Here is a 21,497-nt window from a genome sequence, read left to right as displayed (position 1 = left end):
TCTAAAGATGCTCGTCCATGATGGCTGGTAGCACAAGGCGCCAACGTTTTTTGAGTTCATGTGTATTCCAGGAAACGTGATTGCTTTTACCTAAATTCAAATTAATCTCCCCGGATTGGTTAGCCAAGCCCAATAAGTTGGCCGGAAGATTTATCGCTTTAGCTGCTTCTAGAATACGGGAAACGTTACCCGCATTACAGCCGATAATGATGCGGTTCTGGCTTTCCCCAAATAAGAGAGCATCTTTACGCATACTAGTGGCTTGCGTGAGATCTAAATCAATCCCAAATTGGCCTTTTCGAAAAATCATTTCTATGACCGCGACTAAGAGGCCGCCTTCAGAAATATCATGAGCCGCTTCAATGACGCCTTTTTCAATTTGGTCTAAGACAAACGCATGCAATAGAACCGCCCTCTCTAAATCTACTTGAGGAACTTCGCCTACGTTCAAGTCATGAACAACTTTCAGGAAATAACTTCCGCCAAGCTCATCCGGCCAGCCGCCCAGAAGGATCAAGGCTTCATCGCCTCGCTGAATGCGTTGCTGTATGATGTGTTCTTTTTTATCAATGATGCCGGCAATGGAAACAACGGGGGTTGGATCAATGGCGGTATCAGCATGCTCATTATATAAACTGACATTCCCTCCCACGACCGGTATATCGAAAAATTCGCACGCAGCCGCAAGTCCACGAACACTCTCTTTTAAGTAATAGTATTCATCGTTCTTGTACGGGTTACCAAAATTAAGATTATTAGTCATCCCCAAGGGCCTTGCACCTGAGCAAGTAAGATTCCTTATGCACTCAAGAACTGCTATTTGCGCGCCTTTATACGGATCAAGGGCACAGTATCTATTATTACAGTCATTAGATATGGCTAAATATTTTTCATGCCCGTTGCCCACACGTAAGCGCACGACGCCGGCGTCAGATCCGGGCTCAACCACTGTGCTCGCAAGCACCATATGGTCATACTGGCGCCATATCCAGCGTTTATCGGCGATTGTTGGGTGGCAGAGTATATCAATAAGTGTTTTTTCGATACCCTTTGCATCTAAATCAGGAATGGATTTGGGATCCCATTTACGATCAATTGCTAAGTCTTTGGGTTCAGTAACGTCTCTTTCATATACAGGGGCTTCTTCTACTAAAGAGCTTGGCGTAATCCGAGCAACCGTCTCCTTACCGTGTTTTACAATCAAAATAGGTTCTTCTATCACCTTACCAATGCAAACAGCATGGAGATCCCATTTAGTAAAGATGGATTCAATCTCTCTCTCCCTGCCTTTTTCAATGACAACCAACATACGTTCCTGGCTTTCTGAAAGCATGATCTCAAAAGGTGTCATCCCGGTTTCCCGTTGAGGGACTTTGCTGATATCAGCCTCTATCCCTACCCCACCCCGAGCAGCTGTTTCTGAAAGCGCGCAGGTAAGGCCTCCCGCACCCATATCCTGAATACCGACAACTAGCCCCGGAACAGACATTAACTCTAAGCAAGATTCCATCAGGAGCTTTTCCATAAACGGATCTCCTTTCTGAACAGCTGGGCGGTCTTTATGACTTTCCGCGGAAAGTACTTTAGATGCAAAACTAGCGCCACCCATGCCATCTCGTCCAGTTGGCGGGCCTACGTAATAAATCAAATTCCCTACTCCAGTAGCGGCACCTCGCTTAATTTGATCATGTCTCAATAAACCAAGACATAGGGCGTTCACTAATGGGTTACCCTCATAACAAGCATCAAAATAAGTATCTCCAGCAACGTTAGGAATTCCTACACAATTGCCATAGGCAGCAATCCCATGAACCACCCCGCGTAAAAGCTTTTGGGTTTTAGGAGAAGATAAATCACCAAAGCGAAGGGAATTCGTTAAGAGCACAGGCCTCGCACCCATTGTAAAGATATCTCTCAAAATTCCTCCTACTCCGGTAGCTGCTCCCTCAAAGGGCTCCACCGCACTGGGGTGGTTGTGAGATTCTATTTTAAAACAGATAGCCCAGCCGTCACCAATGTCGATAACACCTGCGTTTTCCTCGCCTGCGGCAACTAGCACCTGGCCTAGCGCCTCGGGATCTTTTTTAACCTTGGGGAGTAGCTTGAGTAAAGGTCTGGAGTTCTTATAAGCACAATGCTCAGACCACATGACACTAAACATGCCCAGCTCTACCATATTGGGCGCACGGCCCATAAGTTCTTCTATTTTAAAATACTCGTCCTCAAAAAGGCCTAATTTCAGGGCTGTTTCTAAATGATTGTTCTCTTTAATGATCATGTTTAACGCTGATTTACATCATTTTGGAGTTGAGGAATGCCTTTAAGACGGAAATGCCATGAGTGGAGGGGTGTATAGGCTCCACAGCTCTTTCTGGGTGCGGCATCATGCCAAAAATATTACCGGCTCTGTTTCGAATGCCAGCTATCTGGTTTAAGGATCCATTGGGGTTACCTCGTTCTCCTGAGTAGCGGAAAAGGACTTGCTTATGGGCCTCGAGCTCATCGAGTAACTTCCCTGGTATGCGGTAATTACCGTCACCATGGGCAATGGGAAGCTCTATATGCTCGCCCAATTTCTCTACATTAAAAGAAGGGGTAGAATTCTGTACCGCTAGCCCCTGCGTATGGCAACGAAACTCTTGGCAATTATTACGCACAAGCGCGCCAGGAAGCAGCCCCATTTCACACAAAATCTGAAAACCGTTACAAATACCCAAAATGCGGCCGCCTTGTTTGGCAAAATCAGCCAATGCGTTCATAATCGGGGAAACACAGGCAATCGCACCCGGGCGTAGGTAATCCCCAAAGGAAAAGCCGCCGGGCAAAATAACCGCATCACATTCCCCTCCAAAGCTCTTCTCCTTATGCCATACCATGCGAACCGGAATACCCAAGACATCTTTAACTGCATGGAACATGTCTTGATCACAGTTTGATCCCGGAAATTGTACTATACAAACGTTCATTATAAAAATCTTTAGTTTAGAGCCGTTTTATTCTCCAGAGCCCACTTCGAATCGGTAATCTTCGATGACGGAGTTGCACAAGAAATCGCGACAAATTTTATCTAATTCCTGCAAAAACTCGCGTGGGCTCTGAAGCGCATCCTCATCGAAATCATGCATATCAAACTCAATGACCTTCCCGATACGGACATCACCTTTTGTATAATAGCCCAAAGATTCCATAGCGTGCTTCACAGCGTTACCCTGCGGGTCCAGTAAATTCTTTTTCGGTGTAATATAGACAGTAACTTTCACAATCAAGTATGTTGGGCACAATTGGCCTCCGTTGCAAGGAAAAGGTGCGGGATTCCCAAAGCATTTTAAAACTACCATAAAAATTGAGCCTATAATTAAACTATAACTAAAATACAATTAATATTGACATTATTTAATAACTTAATATAATTATAGCTTATATTCAATTAGTGAAGCATTTATCATGGAAAAATCAAGAAATTCAAGAAACAACAGTCAAACAAGTGCAGAATTCCTTCTTAGGAAACAAAAGAATGAAGATAATAAAGGTAGTAATAGTAATGTAACAAACCTGACTGCTAACAAGAAGAACGTACCCACAGGATTTTTTGCGTGGATTGCTTGGTTGTTTGGCATAAAATGCAAATCTGTTAAAACCGAAAATCAGAAAAGCATCTCGGAATACAATGTTAAGCCTATAACCATAAAGACTAACACTATAACTGTAAAAGATCTAGTAACTGTATTAACCCAAAACGATATAAACAGCAAGAAAGGCGAGCTCTCTGATGTAACAAATATCATAAACGCTCTTTCATCTGACATTCCGTATAAGTCTCAAATGAAAACTTATCTGCAAGGATTAAAGGCAGAAAATCTACAACTAATCTACAACAACATAAACGACCCTCAGTTACTCAATACAATTGAGCTCATGTCGCACTTGGATAAAAATCCGGAAAGCTTAGAAGTCTGGAAGAAGATCAAACATAATCTAACGGTTATCAAGGCAAACTTTAATACTTTCATCACTAACAATGAGATAACTATTGAAAAAAAATATACTAAAATAATAGGTTCCAAGGAGGTATCAAAAAGCGATCTACGATCCATACTTCTCAACCAACAAACAGCTGGATTAAAGAAGTCTCAAATAGGCAGCGTATTTGAAGGAACATTAAGCCGACTAATTATTGAGCAAGATCTAGTCACTGAAAAACGTATTAAAATCAATGATGAAGATAGCTCTGCTACACAAGAAAACTATACCCTCATTAACAATGATCCCGAGTACGTACTTGTAGAATTCGAGAAAGAAGAATACCTCACATTCAATGATATTCATTGGACACAAGAAGCTCATATACCTGCCAACCCAAACATCAAAAATACAAAAGCAGAATCTCTTACAGACCTTATTGGTGATGAAAAACCAATAGAATCGATCGTTGTTAAAGAAAAAACGCAGCTAGACAATTTTCTTGAAGAAACCAAAGATAAAATTGAGGAAACGACTCAAATCGTGCATGAAAAAATTCAAGAACTTATCGTAAAGCCGTTAGATAACGTTAAGGAAAAAATTGAAGTAAGCTATAATCAGTTTCACAAAGACTATATTAGTAAATCGGAAAAGGCTGCAACAGATATTATCAAAACATTGACCTCTAAAAATGTCTCTGTAAACGACTTCGTCCAGCAAATTAAGTGCATACGCAATGACGAGTCGGGTGAGCTTAGAAAAGAAATTATAAAGCAAATTAAGAATTATAACACCGACACGCTCGGCCACATAGAAACACTGTACAATAACACAAAATCGGAAAACATTTCTAACGATCTTAAGAAGGCTTTAATTCAAGAAATAGGCATTTCTTATACAGAGGCTATAAGTTTGTTAAATTCTACAGCAAAAGCAGCTCTCGAGTCTAACAATTACTCACTCGAAGAAAATATTACTGAAGATGATCATGAAAAAATCGTTACTATCGACGAAAAGAAAACCGAGACTAAAGAAGAAGTAAAGGTTCCTACCGAAAAGAAAATTGAAAAGAAGGTTGAAATACAGAAAAAAGAAACTGTAAAAAATGTCACGATTGAAAAGAAAGAAGAAGAATCTAGCTGGTTCTCCGGGCTTAACAACATTACTCAATTAGTCACCGAAAAATACACCGAATATACTAAAGACCCCGTTACGGACTTCTTTAATGTCTTCGAAAAGAACAGCTTGAACGAAAAAAATGTGCTTAACATGATCATTCTGTTCGAACAGGCTTCAAGGGACAATATCAACTTCCCTAAATTACTTGAAGATATTGAGACAAAAGAAGTCGGGGTGCTGATTAACTTGTGGAGCTTTTTCGGAAACTTGCAACTAAACAGCAAGTTAAAAATAAAAAGTGATAAAGTTAAGACTAAAATAGAAAATAACGAAAAACTTACAAAAACAGATAAGTTTTGGCTAAACCTGTATTCGAGATTTCAGAATACGCAAAAAGCAATTGCAAGAGAGTATAAACAGAAAACCGAAACCTCGATTAGCAGCATAGGCATTGTATCCAAAAAGGATCAAATTGATAACAAGAAATTCAATGAGATTTTTAACAACTTTATCCAGGAACTCAAAAAGTCAAATTCTTCAAAAAAGGCTGAATTAAAAGAAGACAGCTGGGGTGGATTCTTCGGGCTTTAATAAAAATCAAATAAATTTCGTAAATCAAAGGGGGTATTTGGTATTTATACCGGTTCCTCCTTTTTCGTTTTTCATCAACTGTACTTCTAGCTACCCCAAACAAGCCATCGCAACATGGCATTGACTTTCTGTTCTCTCTGCATATGATTCAGGGTAATTACTAATCATTAACAGAAGATTGGCTATGGCAGAAAAAGCAGAAGAAATTAATATTGATTATTTAGCAGAACTGGCGCGTATATCGCTGACCGATGAGGAAAAGGATAATTTACGGTTCCGGCTTGAGAAAATATTAGGTTTCTTCGATAAAATTAATGCTGTAGATGTTACCGGTGTCGAGCCCATGGCCCATACCTTTCCGGTATACAATGTTTGGGATGAAGATCATACAACTGTGCCGTATACTGTTGAGCAAGCTTTGATGAACGCGCCGCAAAAAAGCCACCACCAGATTGTTGTCCCTAAGGTAGTCGAATAGTCATCCTTTTAATTTTTACATCTATTTATAACTATGGAAACTCTCTCAAACGAACTCCATTACAAGACTGTCTCCGAAGTCGTTCATCTGCTGAACAAAAAAGAGATCTCGTCTGTCGAATTAACCAAAGCCGTTATTGCACGTACAGAGTCTACCGAAAACGATTTAAAGTCCTTTATCAGCTACGATAAAGATGATGCCCTCATCTACGCAGAACTTTCGGACAAACGTCGCAAGGATGGAAAGACCATGGGGCCATTGGACGGTATTCCTGTTTCATTAAAGGACAATATGGCGCGTGAAGGCTGCCCTATGACCTGTGCTAGCCAAATCTTAAAGGATTATATTTCGCCTTACGATGCCCATGTTACTGAAAAGCTAAAGGCTGCTGGTAGTGTTTTATGGGGACAAACGAATTTAGACGAGTTTGCTATGGGTTCCACCACGGAAAACTCCGGTTTTCAGACTACATCTAACCCCTGGGGTATCGAATACGTCCCGGGCGGCAGTAGTGGTGGCAGTGCTGCCGCAGTTGCAGCAGGCCAAACAATGATTGCTTTAGGAAGTGATACAGGGGGTTCTATCCGTCAACCCGCTGCCCATTGCGGTATCGTTGGATTGAAGCCAACTTACGGTCTCGTTAGTCGCTACGGTTTGGCGGCATTTGCTTCTTCACTAGATCAAATCGGCGGCTTCGGACGTTGTGTAGATGATGTCGCTTTACTCCTACAGACTATTGCCAGCCATGACAAACGTGACTCCACGAGCTTTAAGGTAGATATTCCCGATTACCCAAAGGTCGCTCGCGATTCCAAAGGGCCTTGGACTCTTGGTGTTCCCCGTGAATATTTCGGCGAGGGTCTTAACCCGGAAATTAAGACTGCGGTAGAAAAAGCCATTAAATTTTATGAATCGCAAGGATGCCGTATTGAGGAAGTGTCTCTGCCGCATATGGAGCTGGCGATTCCGGTTTATTATATACTCGCCCCTGCTGAAGCTTCTTCAAACCTGGCTCGCTATGATGGCATCCGCTACACGACCAGAAGTAAAGCAGCTACGAATGCGGTTGATATCTTCAAGAAAAGCCGTGGTGAAGGGTTTGGCTCTGAGGTCAAACGTCGTATTATTTTAGGCACCTATGTTTTAAGCAGCGGTTATTATGATGCTTATTATTTAAGAGCGCAAAAGGTAAGGTCGTTGATCCGGCAAGACTTCCTAAAGGCATTTGAAAAAGTAGACGCTTTATTAACACCCACCACACCCGAGCCTGCCTGCAAAAAAGGCGAAAAGACAAGTGACCCCTTAAAGTTGTATTTGGAAGACGTTTATACGGTTTCCTTAAACCTTGCGGGGCTACCAGGAATCTCTCTCCCATGTGGTCAAACAAAGAATAATTTCCCTATTGGTTTGCAAATTATCGGCCAACCTTATAAAGAATCAGAGCTGTTATCGATCGCGCGTTTCTTTGAACAAGCGCATGATTACGTTAACCTGCACCCAACATTATAAATTCGCTTATCGCGTTTTCTAGCCATGGAATATGAAGCTGTCATAGGACTGGAAGTCCACGTCCAACTAAAAACGAAGTCCAAGATGTTTACCCGGGCTCCTTACAAATATGGAGAAGCTCCCAACACCCTCACAAACGGCGTTGTCCTTGCCCTACCCGGCACGCTTCCCGTTCTGAACGCTGAGGCCATCCGCAAGACGATTAAAGTCGGCCTTATGTTTGGCAGTAAAATTGCAGACATCTGTAAATGGGATCGTAAAAACTATTTTTACCCGGACTCTCCTAAGGGCTACCAGCTCTCCCAATTTGACCAACCGGTCTGTCTTGGAGGTAGTGTTGAGATTGAGCTTCCGGGTTCTTCTAGAAACATCATGGGAGTCCATCGCCATGTGCAGCTGACGCGCATTCACTTAGAAGAAGATGTTGGTAAGCTTTCCCACATGGACGGCCATAGTTTAGTGGATTACAACCGTGCGGGCGCACCGTTGATCGAAATCGTCACCGAGCCAGACATGAGTTCCGCAGAAGAAGTCTTTGCTTTTCTAACCGCCTTACGTAACTGCATGCTCTACGCGGGCGTTGCGGATTGTGATATGGAAAAGGGTCAAATGCGTTGCGATGCTAATGTAAGCGTACGCCCCGTTGGTTCCACCACATTGGGCACCAAGGTAGAAATTAAGAACCTCAATTCTATTTCCGGTGTACGCAATGGCGTTATCTACGAAATACAGCGCCAAATACAAGCTATCAAGACGGGTGAAAAGATCATTCAAGAAACCCGCCGTTGGAACGCAGAGGAGGGTTACACAAGCTCTATGCGTGGCAAGGAGCAGGCTCATGATTATCGTTATTTCCCTGATCCTGATCTTATGCCGGTTAAAATTTCCTCTGAAATGAAGGAAACGATACAATCCACCCTCCCGGAACTTCCCTTTGACAAGCAACGGCGTTTTATGGAGCAATATGATCTTCCTTACACGATTACATCTGTTCTTTGTCCTATTCAAGAATTATGCCATTTTTACGAAAAGGCTATTGAAAAGCATAACAACCCAAAAGCCATCGGAAACATCATTGCAAACGATTTACTGCGCGAGCTTTCTTCCATAGAAGGCCAACAGACAATTTCCGTGACACAATGCAAAATCACACCGGACGCGATTGCAGGTTTAATTAAGTTGGTGGATGACGGCATTATCTCTAAGCAAACTGCCCAGGAAGTGTTTGTCGAAATGTACCAAACGGGCAAGGCTGCCAGCATCATTGTTAAGGAAAAGGGTCTTGAACAAACCTCTGATACCGGAGAACTGGAACGTATCTGTGGTGAAGCAATTGCGGGTAATACTAAAGCCGTTGAGGAATTCAGATCCGGTAAGGACACCGCGATTAATGCCTTGAAAGGCCACGTCATGAAGGTTACAAAAGGAAAAGCAAACCCTAAAATGATTGATGATATCTTGCGTAAATTGCTTCAATAAATCATGAAACACTCCGAATTTGACAAAGTAATAGAGACAATTATCGAAAAGGACGACCGTTTTGATAAGGGTGCCTATTACTTTATCCGCAAGGCTCTGGATTTCACCGTACAGGAACTGCACGACCAGGGTAAAAAGCGGGAGAATTTTCACGTCACGGGCAAAGAGCTTTTGGAGGGTATTCGCAAATACGCATTAGATCAATTTGGCCCGATGACCTATACTGTCTTTACAGACTGGAAGGTGAATAACTGCGAAGACTTTGGCAGCATTGTCTTTAATCTCGTAGAAACCGGCATTTTCGGCAAAACAAAAGATGATAATATACACGATTTCACCGACGGCTATGACTTTAGTGAAGCATTCGTAAAGCCCTTTGAGCCTTCCAACAAAAGCAAAACTAAAGCTGCGGCGATAAAGAGGCCAAAAAAGAGTAGCAATACGCGCGCTTCGATCAAAAAAAAGCCGAAAGAGTAAGCTGGTTCTTTTCATCCATGAATTTGAAAAGACATTTCTTACAAAAAATTACCCTCTCACTATTATTCTTAATCCCTGCAACAATCCTTGAAGCTCAATTTAAGAAAGAATTAGAGCATCAAATAGTAATTAGCCAGGGTGTCATCGATGAGTTACAAGAACTCGCTAAAGATGTTCGGGTCAATCCTTGGTTTGGGATCGATATTCCCATAGAAATCGCGCTTTTAAAAGTAAAGTGGTCAAATGCAAAGATGCACGTTGAGTTTTTTAAAGACACTTATTGGAATGCTCAATCTTTTGAAGGCGATTCAAGGAAGCTTGCTGGTTTAAAAGAAGAAACCCTCATGCTTTATGATAAAATTCTCTTATTAACGTTCGTGCCTGCTTATGTTTATTCCTGGTTTGGTAATAATGATTATTACGCCTATTTGGAAAAAGTTAAACGATTACGCGATCGTTTACAAAAACAAGATCTTACTCCAGCTTCTTCACTAAAAAATTTGCCCTTGTAATGGGAATTCAATTCGGGGATAATAGAAACCGCTTATGTTTGAGTCCCTTACAGATCGTATGTCCGATGCTTTGCGCACTTTGCGCGGTATCAGCAAACTGACAGAAAATAATATTGAAGATGCGTTGAAGGAAGTACGTTCCGCGCTCCTTTCCGCTGATGTGCACTTCAAGGTCGCCAAAGAGTTTATCGAGCGTGTTAAAGTAGCCTCTCTGGGCCAGGATGTTTTAAAATCGATCAGCCCGGGGCAATTGATCATCAAAATCATCCATGATGAATTGGTCAAAATATTAGGCGCGGGTAAAACAGATCTTTCCGACAAGCGTCCGCTGAAGATCATGATGGTGGGTCTCCACGGTTCCGGTAAAACCACTACTACCGTAAAACTAGCCCTTTCCTTAAAGAAAAAAGGCTATAAGCCCGCATTGATAGCCTGTGACGTTTATCGTCCTGCTGCTATCGATCAATTAGAATTGCTGGCTAAACAGGAAGATATCCTCGTTTACACAGATCGTGATAGCAAGGACGTCCCTAAAATCGGTAAAAAAGGCCTGGAATGGGCAAATGAAGCAGGCTGCGATGCTATCATTTTTGACACCGCGGGTCGTCTACAGATCGATGAAAATTTAATCAAGGAGATCCAAGAACTTTCCAAAAAAGTTGAGCCAGAAGAAACATTGCTGGTTGCAGACTCCGCTTTAGGCCAAGAAGCGGTAAATGTCGCTAAACATTTTCATGATGCCGTAAACGTTACGGGCATCGTCTTAACCAAATTAGACGGTGATGCCCGAGGTGGTGCAGCCTTGTCCATGAAATCGATTGCCGATGTACCTATTAAATTTATGGGAATCGGTGAAAAACTCACGGATTTTGATATTTTTTATCCAGAACGGATGGCTCAACGTATCCTGGGCATGGGTGACGTTGTCTCTTTAGTTGAAAAAGCACAGGAGAATTATAGCGAAGAAGAAGCGGAAAAATTAGCCAAAAAAATCAAAAAAGCAGAATTTGATTTGGATGACATGTTGTCCCAGCTAAAACAATTTAAAAAAATGGGCTCAATCGCTTCTGTTGCTTCTATGCTTCCAGGCATGGGCAAAATGAATTTGGGGACTAAAGAAGAGAACCAGATCAAGCACATGGAGGCTTTGATCCAGTCCATGACCCTACAGGAACGTCAGAATCCTAAAATCATCAACGGCAGCCGCCGTATGCGTATTGCCAAGGGTGCTGGGCTTGAAGTCAAAGACTTAAACCAGTTCTTAAAGCAGTTCCTTATGATGAAAAAAATGATGAAGTCTATGAAGGGTTCCAAAGGCTTAAAATTGCAAAAAAAGATGGCGGCATCCATGGGCGGTAGCAGTAATCCATTTGCAAATATGCCACTGTAACTTGACTTTTAAATAAACCCACGTATCTTAAGGGTAAACGCAAATATATTTATTTAACTGCAATTAGAGAAATCTACTATGTCACACGTAACACTAGAAAACTACAAACAACTCCTGAGTGAATTAGGCCAAACTGTTGGTCTACCAGAACTTGCCCCAGACGAAGACAATTACTGCTGCTTAGGCTTTGATGATAAAATCGTACTCCATTTACAATATAATATTGAGAATGAAATACTTATGCTTTTTGCCCAGGTCGGCAAAATCGATGATCATCATCGCGAAGCCATCTATCCTCGCATCTTAAAGGCTAATCTTTTCTGGCAAGGAACAGGTGGTGCCACTTTGGGTGTCGATGATAACGGTGAAGTTCTCATGGCGTATCAAATCGTCATAAGCAATATGGATTTCCAAAAATTCCAAGACTTATTGGAAGGATTTGTTAACACAGCAGAATTATGGATTAATACGCTAGATGCTGTACAAAAATCCCCTGAAATGCTGGAAGAGAAATCCAGCAAGGGAAGTAGCAGCGATGAGCCGATGTCTGGCCCTGGTATTCGCGCGTAAATCTCTTACTCACACTCCTTTTAACCCAAAGACGCTTTTCTATTTTCCGAAAAGCGTCTTTTTTTGTTAATATCGATTAAAATGATGGTTTCTATTTGTCAAAGGCTCTCTTTTTATACACTATAAAAGCGATCATTATTTACGTAACACACTATGCTGGCCAAATTACTCAAAGCTTTTTCCGGTAGACATTACCGCAAGTTCATCAAACAATGTAAGCCGATCGTTGAAACGATTAACCGTTTCGAAGAAAGCTACCAGAGCCTTACAGACGACCAACTCAAGGCCAAAACACAAGAATTTAAGGAGCGCTTGGAAAAGGGCGAAACCGTGGATCAACTCCTTCCCGAAGCATTTGCCGTGGTCAAAAACGCCGCAGGTCGCCTTATGGGTAAAAAAATTAATGTGTGTGACCACGAGCTCACGTGGGGTATGGTCCATTACGATGTACAGCTCATCGGTGGTATTGCACTCCACCAAAACAAGATTGCGGAAATGGCAACCGGTGAAGGTAAAACGCTTGTGGCTACCCTACCCCTTTACCTAAACGCCCTAACGGGCAGAAATTGCCAATTGGTAACGGTAAACGACTACTTGGTACGAAGAGACGCAGAGTGGAATAGCTACTTATTTAATTTTTTGGGAATCACTGTTGGCTATATTCAAAACAACATGGACCCTGCCGCACGTAGAGATGCCTATAACCAAGACATCACTTACGGTACAGCTTCTGAATTCGGATTCGACTACTTACGCGACAATGGTATGGCGACTCGTAAGGAGGATCAGGTGCAGCGGGATCATTATTATTGTATTGTGGATGAAGTGGACTCCGTCTTGATCGATGAAGCCAGAACGCCTTTAATCATTTCCGGTCCTTCTCAAGAAACGCGTGAGGCTCCTTTTCTCCAACTGAAATCAGATGTGGATCACTTGGTTCAATTACAAGTAAAGCTGTGTAACCGTTTATCACAAGAAGCTAAGGCAGAATTTGAAAAACCGGATGGTAACCGAGAAGAAGCCGTTACCAAACTCCTTCAGGTTAAACTGGGCACGCCTAAAAATAAAAACTTGATGCGCTTGATGGAGGATGGCCCAACGCGCAAGCAGTTTGAGAAATTTGAGCTCGAGATGGGCAGCGACTTTAACCGAACAAAAATGTTCGAGATAAAGGAGGAACTGTACTTCACCATTGATGAGCGCCAACAGCAGGCAGACTTGACTCAAAAGGGTCGCGATACCATTCGCCCGAATAACCCGGATGCGTTCGTCCTTCCTGATTTACCAACCATCTTTAGCGATATTGACAAAAATAAATCGCTCCCAGATGAAGATAAAATCAAGCAAAAGCAAGCCGCAGAGCAACACTTCAGCCATGCAAGCGAAGAAATCCACTGCATCAGCCAACTCTTACGGGCTTATTGTTTGTATGAGAGGGATGTAGAATACGTTATCCAAGAGGGTAAGATCGTTATTATTGATCCAAACACCGGTCGTGCCATGGCAGGAAGGCGTTGGAGCGATGGTCTTCACCAAGCTGTTGAGGCAAAAGAGGGTGTGGCGGTTGAACGTGAGTCGAAAACCTACGCAACTATCACGATCCAAAACTACTTCCGTTTGTATGAAAAATTATCCGGTATGACGGGTACCGCGGAAACAGAGGCGCACGAATTTTTCGATATCTACAGGCTTTCCGTTGTCTCTATTCCTACGCATAGGCCTTGTATTCGTAAGGACTTCAATGACATCATTTACAAAACAAGGCGTGAAAAATTTAACGCTGTTGTAAAAGACATTGAAGACGCGCACCGTCGTGGCCAACCCATCCTAGTGGGCACCACCTCCGTTGAAGCGTCAGAAGTTTTAGGCAAATTACTGAAGCGGGTAAACATTCCCCACAGCATCTTGAATGCAAAATACCATGAACAGGAAGCTGAAATCGTTTCTCGTGCAGGCCTTAAGGGCGCTGTCACGATCGCGACGAATATGGCAGGCCGTGGTACAGACATTAAGCTAGGTGAGGGTGTACCGGAATTGGGTGGTTTATTTGTATTAGGTACAGAACGCCATGAATCGCGCCGTATTGACAGACAGCTGCGCGGCCGTTGCTCGCGTCAAGGGGACCCAGGTCAATCTCGCTTCTACATTTCTTTAGAAGATAACTTAATGCGTCTGTTTGCCAACGCAGGCCCTATCTCTCGCATTCTAGAAAGATCTTTTTCTGAAGGCGAAGAACTACAGCACCCTTTATTAAATCGTTCTATCGAATCCGCTCAAAAGAAAGTAGAGCAGCAAAACTATTCTATTCGTAAACGCCTCCTGCAGTACGATGATGTCCTTAATAAACAAAGAGAGGTGATCTACGGCATCCGAAATGATGCCATTCATAGTGAGTGTCCACGTGACATCATTCACGAAATGCTCGAAGAAGAACTGGCAAACCGCTTGGAGAGAGTTGAGGAAAATAGGAGCGAAGAAAACATAGAGATCAGTAACTTTGTGCGCTGGCTCAATATGCAATTCCCTATATCTTTAACAGAGGAGGAATATAAGGCGCAGGACTCTAAAAGCATTCTTCAATTTATTGTAAGTCGCATCAAAGAAGCTTACAAAGAAAAGGAGCAAATTGAATCTGCCGCTGAATTAACAAAACTGGAACGTTATGTTATTATTCACGCAATCGATGATCACTGGCAAAACCATTTGACCGAAATGGACGAGCTTCGCCGAAGCGTAGGGCTTCGCGGCTATGGTCAAAAAGATCCACTTAATGAATACAAGAATGATGCCTATGCGTTCTTCCAAGAGATGATTGCTAATATTCGCGGTAGTATCTGCACGGGTCTCTTCCGTTCGGCAACGAATTTAGAGAACTTCCAGCACATGCTTTCAAGGTTATCCTCTCGGGTAAACGCTAGTGGGCCAAGCAATCCTGCGCCTGCACAAGCCAGCAGTCAGCAAAAATTGCCACAAGTAACCATTCAAAGAGAAGAACCTAGAATCGGCAGAAATGATCCTTGCCCCTGTGGTAGCGGAAAGAAATATAAGAAATGCTGCGGTAAGTGATGTTTGTCAAAAAGCACGGGTCGGCAATACTAGCAGCGGCGCTTTCCGCAATCCTGTATTACGCCGCTTTTGCTCAGTTTGATGCTCCCGAGGCCGCCTACGTATTTGCGGTTCCCTTACTGTTATGGGCATTCTTCAAGCCTTCTTTTAAACATTATTTAATCGCCACGCTCATCTCGGGTTGGGTTGCTTGGTTCTTTAATATCATTTGGTTAAGCAATATTACTTGGCTGGGGACGATTGGGTTAGCGTTTATTCTGGCGCTTTACTATTCAGCGTGGTTTCTTGTCGCAAGGCTCGTGATCATCAAATCTGCCAATAAGGGGCTTATCCACAGATTGTATGATATGATTGCGCTCGCGGCTTTTTGGGTCGTGCTGGAATGGATACGTGGCGTAGTTCTCCTAAGATTCCCCTGGCTCGCTTTGGCCGTTAGCCAGTGGCAACGCCCTATATTGCTACAGATTATTTCATGGACGGGAAGCTACGGATTGTCATTTGTTTTAATATTTTTCAATCTCGGCATTGCTTATTTTTTAGCAAATATTTGCAATCGAGAACAAACGCCGATTTCGCGCTACTTGCGAACCACCCCGGAGTTTCTGCTCGCAATGGTCTTGCTGCTCGGCCTTATTATTTTCTCGATTAAGCAGACGCCTAAGCATCGCAAACAGGAGCTACTCTTCACGGCCGGCATTTCTCAACCCTATATTCTACCGTCAACGCACGAAGATTCTAAGCTCAGTCGAGAAAACTTTATGGTTCTTCAGGAGCAAACCCTCTTGTTACAAACCCTTCACCCCGATGTTATTTTGTGGCCAGAAGCCGCCGTTCCAACAGCTATCTTTGATAACGAGCTAGGCACGCGTAAATGGGTTGAATATCTCTGCAATAGTATAAATATTCCCATCTTGTTTGGCGCATTGGCAGATTACCAGAACCAGGGTTGGTATAATGGCATATTTCTTGCCCTACCCCAAAAGGGATTAGATAAAAATTATTACGCAAAGCGTAAACCCGTACCTTTTGGCGAATATGTACCCCTGCGTTTTCTTCTACCGTTTCTTGAGCGAGTGGTACCCGGAGAGTGGGACATCATTCCGGGGAATAATATTAAGCCCATACAATTACCCGTGCGTGATAAAATAGTGCGCATTGGCGGGCTCGTCTGCTATGAAGATGTTTTTCCGGACCTCTCGCGTGAAAGCGTTCGAGCTGGATCCGATGTGCTCCTGGTCTTAACAAATAATGCTTGGTTCGGAGAAGGCTCAGGTGCCTACCAACACGCCGCTCACGCCGCCTTGCGTGCTGTGGAGAATCGTAGGCCAATCGTGCGCTGTGGTAACGGTGGTTGGAGTGGCTGGATCGATGAATATGGAAACACTCGAGAGGTCGTCACTAATTCAGAAAACAGTATTTATTTTCGTGGTATTGGTAAACTAACCGTGACGGTCGATCCGGACTGGTGGCGGCGTGAATCCGTTTTTACACGCCACGGAAACTGGTTTGCCTATTTATGTATCGGCATCTGCTTGCCTAGGCTGCTAGCTCTTGCCTTCTTGCTTTTCCCAAGGCAGAACCACATCTATTAAATTATATTCCCAGGGGTGAAAATTGTTAAAGATCTTTTGAGGATTCAAAATGCCGTTGGGATCTAACGCATGCTTAATTTTGAGCATTGTATTGATCTCAACTTCATTGTATTGCAAATGAAGGTAGCTGGATTTGGCTAAACCTATGCCATGCTCACCGGTAATGGCGCCCCCGAGCTCGACCACTTTTTCCATGAGGCGATCTAATGTATCCGCAGCACGCTTCACTTCATCTTCGTTGTCTTTATGATACATGATGTTCACATGCAAGTTACCATCACCGGCATGGCCAAAAGTAGGAATTTTTAAATGTGTCTCTTCAGCTATGTTTTGTATGAAATGAACGAGCTCATGCATTCTTGTGATAGGAACCACAACGTCTTCATTAAGCTTAGTATCACCGTGCTGAAACATTGCTTTAGAGCATTGCCGTCTTATGCGCCATAGTCGCTCAGCCTCTTGATCCGTTTTAGCAAATAAATAACCTTCAGCTCGATGGCGCACCCAATTCATAATGCGATCTTCCGCATCCACAACATCCGCACTGGTGCCATCTACTTCTATCAACAGGAGAGAACGCCCCGGTAAGTTATCAAACATATGTTCAAGGGTTTCCTTTTCAACGCCCTTAACCGTCAAACGGTCCAGAAATTCAAGAGCAGAGGGAACAACCCGCATCGCAAGGAGTTCTTCTGCAGCTTTCAGCGCGTCTTCTTCATTCGGAAAGGCGGCCAAACAGGTCCACCGGCTAGATGGTTTTTTAACAAGCTTTAATACCGCGTGGGTAACAACCCCAAGCGTCCCTTCAGAGCCAATCCATAGATCGCGTAAATTATACCCCGCGGCAAATTTCTTCAGGGGCCGTCCCCATGAAACCGCTTCACCTGTAGGTAAATAACCTCTTAGCGCAATGATATAATCCCGAGTAACCCCGTATTTCACACAACGCAGCCCCCCGGCATTACAGGCAATATTGCCCCCTATTGTACAGAACTTTAATGAAGCGGGGTCTGGAGGGTAAAAGAGGCCCATTTTTTCAGCTTCCGCTTGTATTTTTCCCGTGATAGCGCCTGCGCCTACATAGGCCATCGAGTTAATCGGGTCTATTTCAATAGAAGTGAGGTTACTTAAATCAATCACCCAGCCGCCGCAAATCGGTGTTGCCGAACCTGTCAGCGTCGATCCTGTTCCCCGAACGGTAACGGGTATTTTAAATTTATTCGCCAGGGTAAGGGTTTCGCCAACTTGCCATTCTTCGGTTACTTTAACCACGGCTTCGGGCATAAAGGAAAGTCGCATGCCATCGTAAGAAGCCTTAAAGCAATCTTCTTTATCGGTTAGAACGCAATCGCCAATTGCGTTTTTTAAAAGGGCAGTTCTCTCAAATGGGGATGTTGTTCTGGTCATTAACTTCATGTTATTTTCTTCAGCCTACCAGATATTCCCAATTATTCCCAGATATTCCTGAATTATTCACAATGTTTTGGATTTTTTGAGCACTGATCATTTGATTATTTTTATTTCTTATTCAGTTAACTATCAATGACTTAAACTCAGTTTCGATCAAATCAAGTCTTTTCTTCAAAAAGAAATCGACAATTTATCCCCAAGTTATTCACATACTGTTCAGTGTACTCTGGTTATAGGTCAATAAGGACTCTCCGCGTGGAACATCCTTGATCACTTGATCGGGTTCTGGGCCAACACCAAGGTATCGAATGTTTGGGTATATTGGGGGTGTCATACCGTCATAGGCTATATCTATAATGGACTCATATAGGCCGATGACATAATTTTGCGCGTTTTGAGGGAGCTCAAAGAAGCTTCTCACATTTGAAATATCTTCACTCCAACCGGGAAACTGGCGGTAAGCCGGTGTTAGTTTATTTCTCAGGGCATCATCTCGTGGAACGTGCTTGTAAATTTTGCCCGCAGCATCTCGGTAACCGACACATACAAGGAGTTCGCTGCCTTCTTCCCAATTGCCTCGGTAAGTCAGGGCATCTAGTTTATTGATAACGATATCCTGAAAGCCGCCGTAGCGAAGAGCATCTCCTTTTTCCACCGCGTCAAACCAACCTACTTGACGTTGCCGACCAGTAGATACCCCAAATTCCAACTTCTTTAGCAAATGAGCTAACGGATGTGCATCTGCCATTTGGGTCAAAAAAACATGTGTACCTACTTTTGTATCATAGGCCTTGCAACAACCAATCGTATGCACGGGTTGCAAGGGTACACCCGTGGATTCAAACAGCTCGGGCGTAAAGGTATGGGATGCTGTAACGTTTGGCGAAAAGCCATGGCGTTTATCAAGCCAATAGGATTGCCCAAATTCAGCAATAACATATTCCTTGTACTCCAGAGCAGAGAGCGTCAGTTCTCTCAGGTCGCACAGGTTTTCTTTAAAATGAGAACCGGCAGCCCAGTAGGTTTCAATTAAGTAATCTAGATTAAGCGTAAAGGGGTGTTTTTCTTTAAAGAGGTGAAAATCGAATTCTGATTTTTTAAAAAGGTGTTGATCCAATGAATCTTGATTGGCACGCATTTCTGTCTCCGTAAGAGCATCGAAAAATGAAAACCAATCTTCATGGGTCACGCGGCAAACGTGCTCAATCACGCGCAGGGTGCGTTGTGCCCGCTCTTTAAGTTTACCCACAAATACATCCTTATTTCCGCTAAAGACACGATACGGGATAGCACATTGGTTTGCTTCATCAGCGTATGCGGGGGAAATTCCTCTGCCGGTAGAACCGCGTGGTTCTTGGGCAAGATGTTTGCAGCGATAGTTTTCCCATGCTAGGTCTAACAGGCGGTGGGTAACATCGCTAAACATAGTTTTCTCATCTATGCGCAAGCGCTCAAGTACGTTAAACTTCTTTTTTTCAAGGGGCGCAACTTCCCAGTTCAATTTTCGGGGGTCCGCAACTACTCCGCTTCCCAAGGCTATGTGTTTGACTTCTTTTAAGGCAACGCCCACAGGGAGTAAATTTAGTCTTAATCCCGCAGCCGTATGTCCTGCATTAGCGCCCCCGTTTACTTTGAGGGACATGTTGACTGTTTTCCCCTTTGCCAACAAATCCCGCACAACTTCACAAACAACGCGTCCTTTCCCTTCATCTCCCATACTAATGCCTACATCTGCAATGATGTAGCTTGAAAAATCAGAATGGGGAAGACTTTGGGGTAACGATTTGGACATTTTTATTTAGCCGTAGGGTTTGATTTTATTTCAATAACATTATGCGGCCTGGATTCCAGGTAACCTGCCTGAGTCACACGTATATAACGCGCTTTCTCTTTAAGTTCTACCAAATTACGGGCACCTAGGTACCCCATACCGGATTGTATACCGCCGCTTAGCTGAGTTAATATTTCAGAGGCCGATGTGCCAACTTCCTTCAACGCAGAGATTCCTTCTGCAGCAACTTTACGACTGGTATCTTTCTGTATATGCCCATAACGCGCGGCCGAGCCTTCTTTCATAGCTTCATGGCTCCCCATTCCTCTATATTCTTTGTACAGTTTGCCATCAATTTCAATGACCTTGCCGGGTGCTTCTAAACAACCTGCCAACAGGCCGCCGCAAATAACCGCGTCTGCCAAAGTAAGCGCTTTTACCATATCCCCACTTTTGGTAATACCGCCGTCTGCTAGTATCTGAACGCCTTTTTTCTTAGCGCCTTGAGCTGCGTAGTATAACGCGGAGAGTTGTGGTATTCCCACTCCGGCAACAATACGGGTTGTACAAATGGAGCCGGGGCCCTGTCCGATTTTAATAACGTTTGCGCCACAGTCCGCCAAAAACTCCACGCCTTCCGCAGAGGTAACATTGCCGGCAATAATGGTTAAATCTTTAAATTGCTCCCGGAGCAATCTCACCGAATCCCCTACCCCTGCAGTATGACCATGAGCCGTAGAAACCGCAATGACATCCACCCCTTCTTTCACCAACAAACTAACATGGTTTAAAATACGTTCCTTGTCTAACGAACCATCCAAATTTCGATGCGTTGCCACTGCCGCACCACAGAGCAATCGAAAATCACCATCTCTTGCGGGTTTAATTTTTGCGGTAGATTCTTCAACAATACGCTCAATGTCGCTTAAGGTAAGGAGGCCACACAATTTATCCTCATGATCCACAACAAGCAGTTTATGGATGCCCATGTTAGCGGTAAAGAACTCATCGGCTACCGTAATCGGGTTTCTCCCCAGTTCTTTTGTTGTCAGGGTGAATACATCTTCTCTGGAAATCATCGCCTCGGAAACTTTTTTACCTTTATAGCGTGAACGTATCACACGGCTCGGCAAAAAGCCTAAGAGTTTTCTCTTTTCGTCAACAACAGGAAAGGATCGGAAATCAAACTGGCGTTCCTCTATCATATCAAGGACGTCTTGTATGTAAACGTCTGGAGAAACGAGTATAGGATCTTGAATCAGGCCGTGTATATGGTTTTTGACGCGTGCGACTTCTTTTACCTGATTTTTCTCCGGCATATTGTAGTGAATCAACCCCATACCGCCATGCAATGCCATGGTGATGGCCATCTTGGATTCCGTCACTGTATCCATATCCGAAGAGATGATCGGTAAGTGAAGTGCGATCTTTTCTGCTAAACGCACATCGAGCTCCGCCTGCTTGGGAATAATGTCCGAATAGTTCGTGGCCAACGAGACATCGTCATACGTTAACCCCGTGGGCCAATTGCTCTGAAAGAAGGCATCCGCTTCCGGATAACCGTGTGTTTTAT

Annotated in this window: 16 protein-coding genes; 10 read left to right on the top strand and 6 right to left on the bottom strand. The window is 43.5% G+C overall.

The annotated features are described in order from the left end of the window. Position 1: 1 nt before the first annotated feature. From AUJ82_03630 to AUJ82_03620, 3 genes are read right to left on the bottom strand one after another with little or no spacing between them, the layout of a single operon-like run. Positions 2–2,278: a phosphoribosylformylglycinamidine synthase II gene (locus AUJ82_03630; GenBank protein ID OIO60213.1), complete on the bottom strand. Its 2,277-nt coding sequence runs from the start codon at positions 2,276–2,278 to the stop codon at positions 2–4. A gap of 13 nt (positions 2,279–2,291) precedes the next feature. Continuing rightward, a complete protein-coding gene (locus AUJ82_03625; GenBank protein OIO60212.1) occupies positions 2,292–2,966 on the bottom strand; it encodes a phosphoribosylformylglycinamidine synthase I in 675 nt (224 codons plus the stop codon). Positions 2,967–2,993: 27 nt separating this feature from the next. Beyond that, positions 2,994–3,260, bottom strand: a complete 267-nt coding sequence (locus AUJ82_03620; protein ID OIO60228.1) for a phosphoribosylformylglycinamidine synthase, purS protein — start codon at positions 3,258–3,260, stop codon at positions 2,994–2,996. Positions 3,261–3,444: 184 nt separating this feature from the next. Here AUJ82_03620 and AUJ82_03615 point away from each other — a divergent pair, with 184 nt between their 5' ends. From AUJ82_03615 to AUJ82_03570, 10 genes are all read left to right on the top strand, one after another. Continuing rightward, a complete protein-coding gene (locus tag AUJ82_03615; protein OIO60211.1) occupies positions 3,445–5,670 on the top strand; it encodes a hypothetical protein in 2,226 nt (741 codons plus the stop codon). Between the two features lie 184 nt (positions 5,671–5,854). Then, positions 5,855–6,148: a hypothetical protein gene (locus AUJ82_03610; GenBank protein ID OIO60210.1), complete on the top strand. Its 294-nt coding sequence runs from the start codon at positions 5,855–5,857 to the stop codon at positions 6,146–6,148. 33 nt (positions 6,149–6,181) lie between these two features. Further along, the gene (gene gatA / locus AUJ82_03605) at positions 6,182–7,657 is read left to right on the top strand and encodes an aspartyl/glutamyl-tRNA amidotransferase subunit A (protein ID OIO60209.1); all 1,476 of its coding nucleotides are present in this window, start codon (positions 6,182–6,184) and stop codon (positions 7,655–7,657) included. 24 nt (positions 7,658–7,681) lie between these two features. Continuing rightward, a complete protein-coding gene (locus tag AUJ82_03600) occupies positions 7,682–9,136 on the top strand; it encodes a glutaminyl-tRNA synthase (glutamine-hydrolyzing) subunit B (GenBank protein ID OIO60208.1) in 1,455 nt (484 codons plus the stop codon). A 3-nt stretch (positions 9,137–9,139) separates the two neighbouring features. Continuing rightward, a complete protein-coding gene (locus AUJ82_03595; GenBank protein ID OIO60207.1) occupies positions 9,140–9,613 on the top strand; it encodes a hypothetical protein in 474 nt (157 codons plus the stop codon). 17 nt (positions 9,614–9,630) lie between these two features. Continuing rightward, complete coding sequence (locus AUJ82_03590; GenBank protein OIO60206.1) at positions 9,631–10,125, top strand: hypothetical protein; 495 nt, start codon at positions 9,631–9,633, stop codon at positions 10,123–10,125. Between the two features lie 34 nt (positions 10,126–10,159). Further along, positions 10,160–11,515 carry a signal recognition particle protein gene (locus AUJ82_03585; GenBank protein ID OIO60205.1) on the top strand — a complete coding sequence of 452 codons (1,356 nt, stop codon included), beginning with the start codon at positions 10,160–10,162 and terminating at the stop codon, positions 11,513–11,515. Between the two features lie 78 nt (positions 11,516–11,593). Further along, positions 11,594–12,085: a hypothetical protein gene (locus AUJ82_03580; protein ID OIO60204.1), complete on the top strand. Its 492-nt coding sequence runs from the start codon at positions 11,594–11,596 to the stop codon at positions 12,083–12,085. 153 nt (positions 12,086–12,238) lie between these two features. Next, positions 12,239–15,151: a preprotein translocase subunit SecA gene (gene secA / locus AUJ82_03575; protein OIO60203.1), complete on the top strand. Its 2,913-nt coding sequence runs from the start codon at positions 12,239–12,241 to the stop codon at positions 15,149–15,151. Next, positions 15,151–16,743: an apolipoprotein N-acyltransferase gene (locus tag AUJ82_03570; protein ID OIO60202.1), complete on the top strand. Its 1,593-nt coding sequence runs from the start codon at positions 15,151–15,153 to the stop codon at positions 16,741–16,743. The genes secA and AUJ82_03570 overlap by 1 nt, the downstream gene beginning before the upstream one ends. Here AUJ82_03570 and AUJ82_03565 read toward each other — a convergent pair. From AUJ82_03565 to AUJ82_03555, 3 genes are all read right to left on the bottom strand, one after another. After that, positions 16,696–18,159, bottom strand: coding sequence for a hypothetical protein (locus tag AUJ82_03565; GenBank protein OIO60201.1), 1,464 nt, complete (start codon positions 18,157–18,159; stop codon positions 16,696–16,698). The genes AUJ82_03570 and AUJ82_03565 overlap by 48 nt on opposite strands. Before the next feature lie 199 nt (positions 18,160–18,358). Beyond that, positions 18,359–19,945 carry an adenylosuccinate synthase gene (locus AUJ82_03560; GenBank protein OIO60200.1) on the bottom strand — a complete coding sequence of 529 codons (1,587 nt, stop codon included), beginning with the start codon at positions 19,943–19,945 and terminating at the stop codon, positions 18,359–18,361. Positions 19,946–19,947: 2 nt separating this feature from the next. Then, on the bottom strand, positions 19,948–21,417 hold the full coding sequence (locus AUJ82_03555; GenBank protein OIO60227.1) for a malate dehydrogenase: 1,470 nt from the start codon (positions 21,415–21,417) through the stop codon (positions 19,948–19,950). Between the last annotated feature and the right edge of the window lie 80 nt (positions 21,418–21,497).

The sequence above is a fragment of the Verrucomicrobia bacterium CG1_02_43_26 genome (genome assembly GCA_001872735.1).
In the GTDB taxonomy this organism is placed as follows: Bacteria; Verrucomicrobiota; Verrucomicrobiia; order Opitutales; family CG1-02-43-26; genus CG1-02-43-26.
The sequence above is the reverse complement of the archived record's forward strand: the minus strand, read 5'-3'. Positions and strand labels throughout refer to the sequence as shown.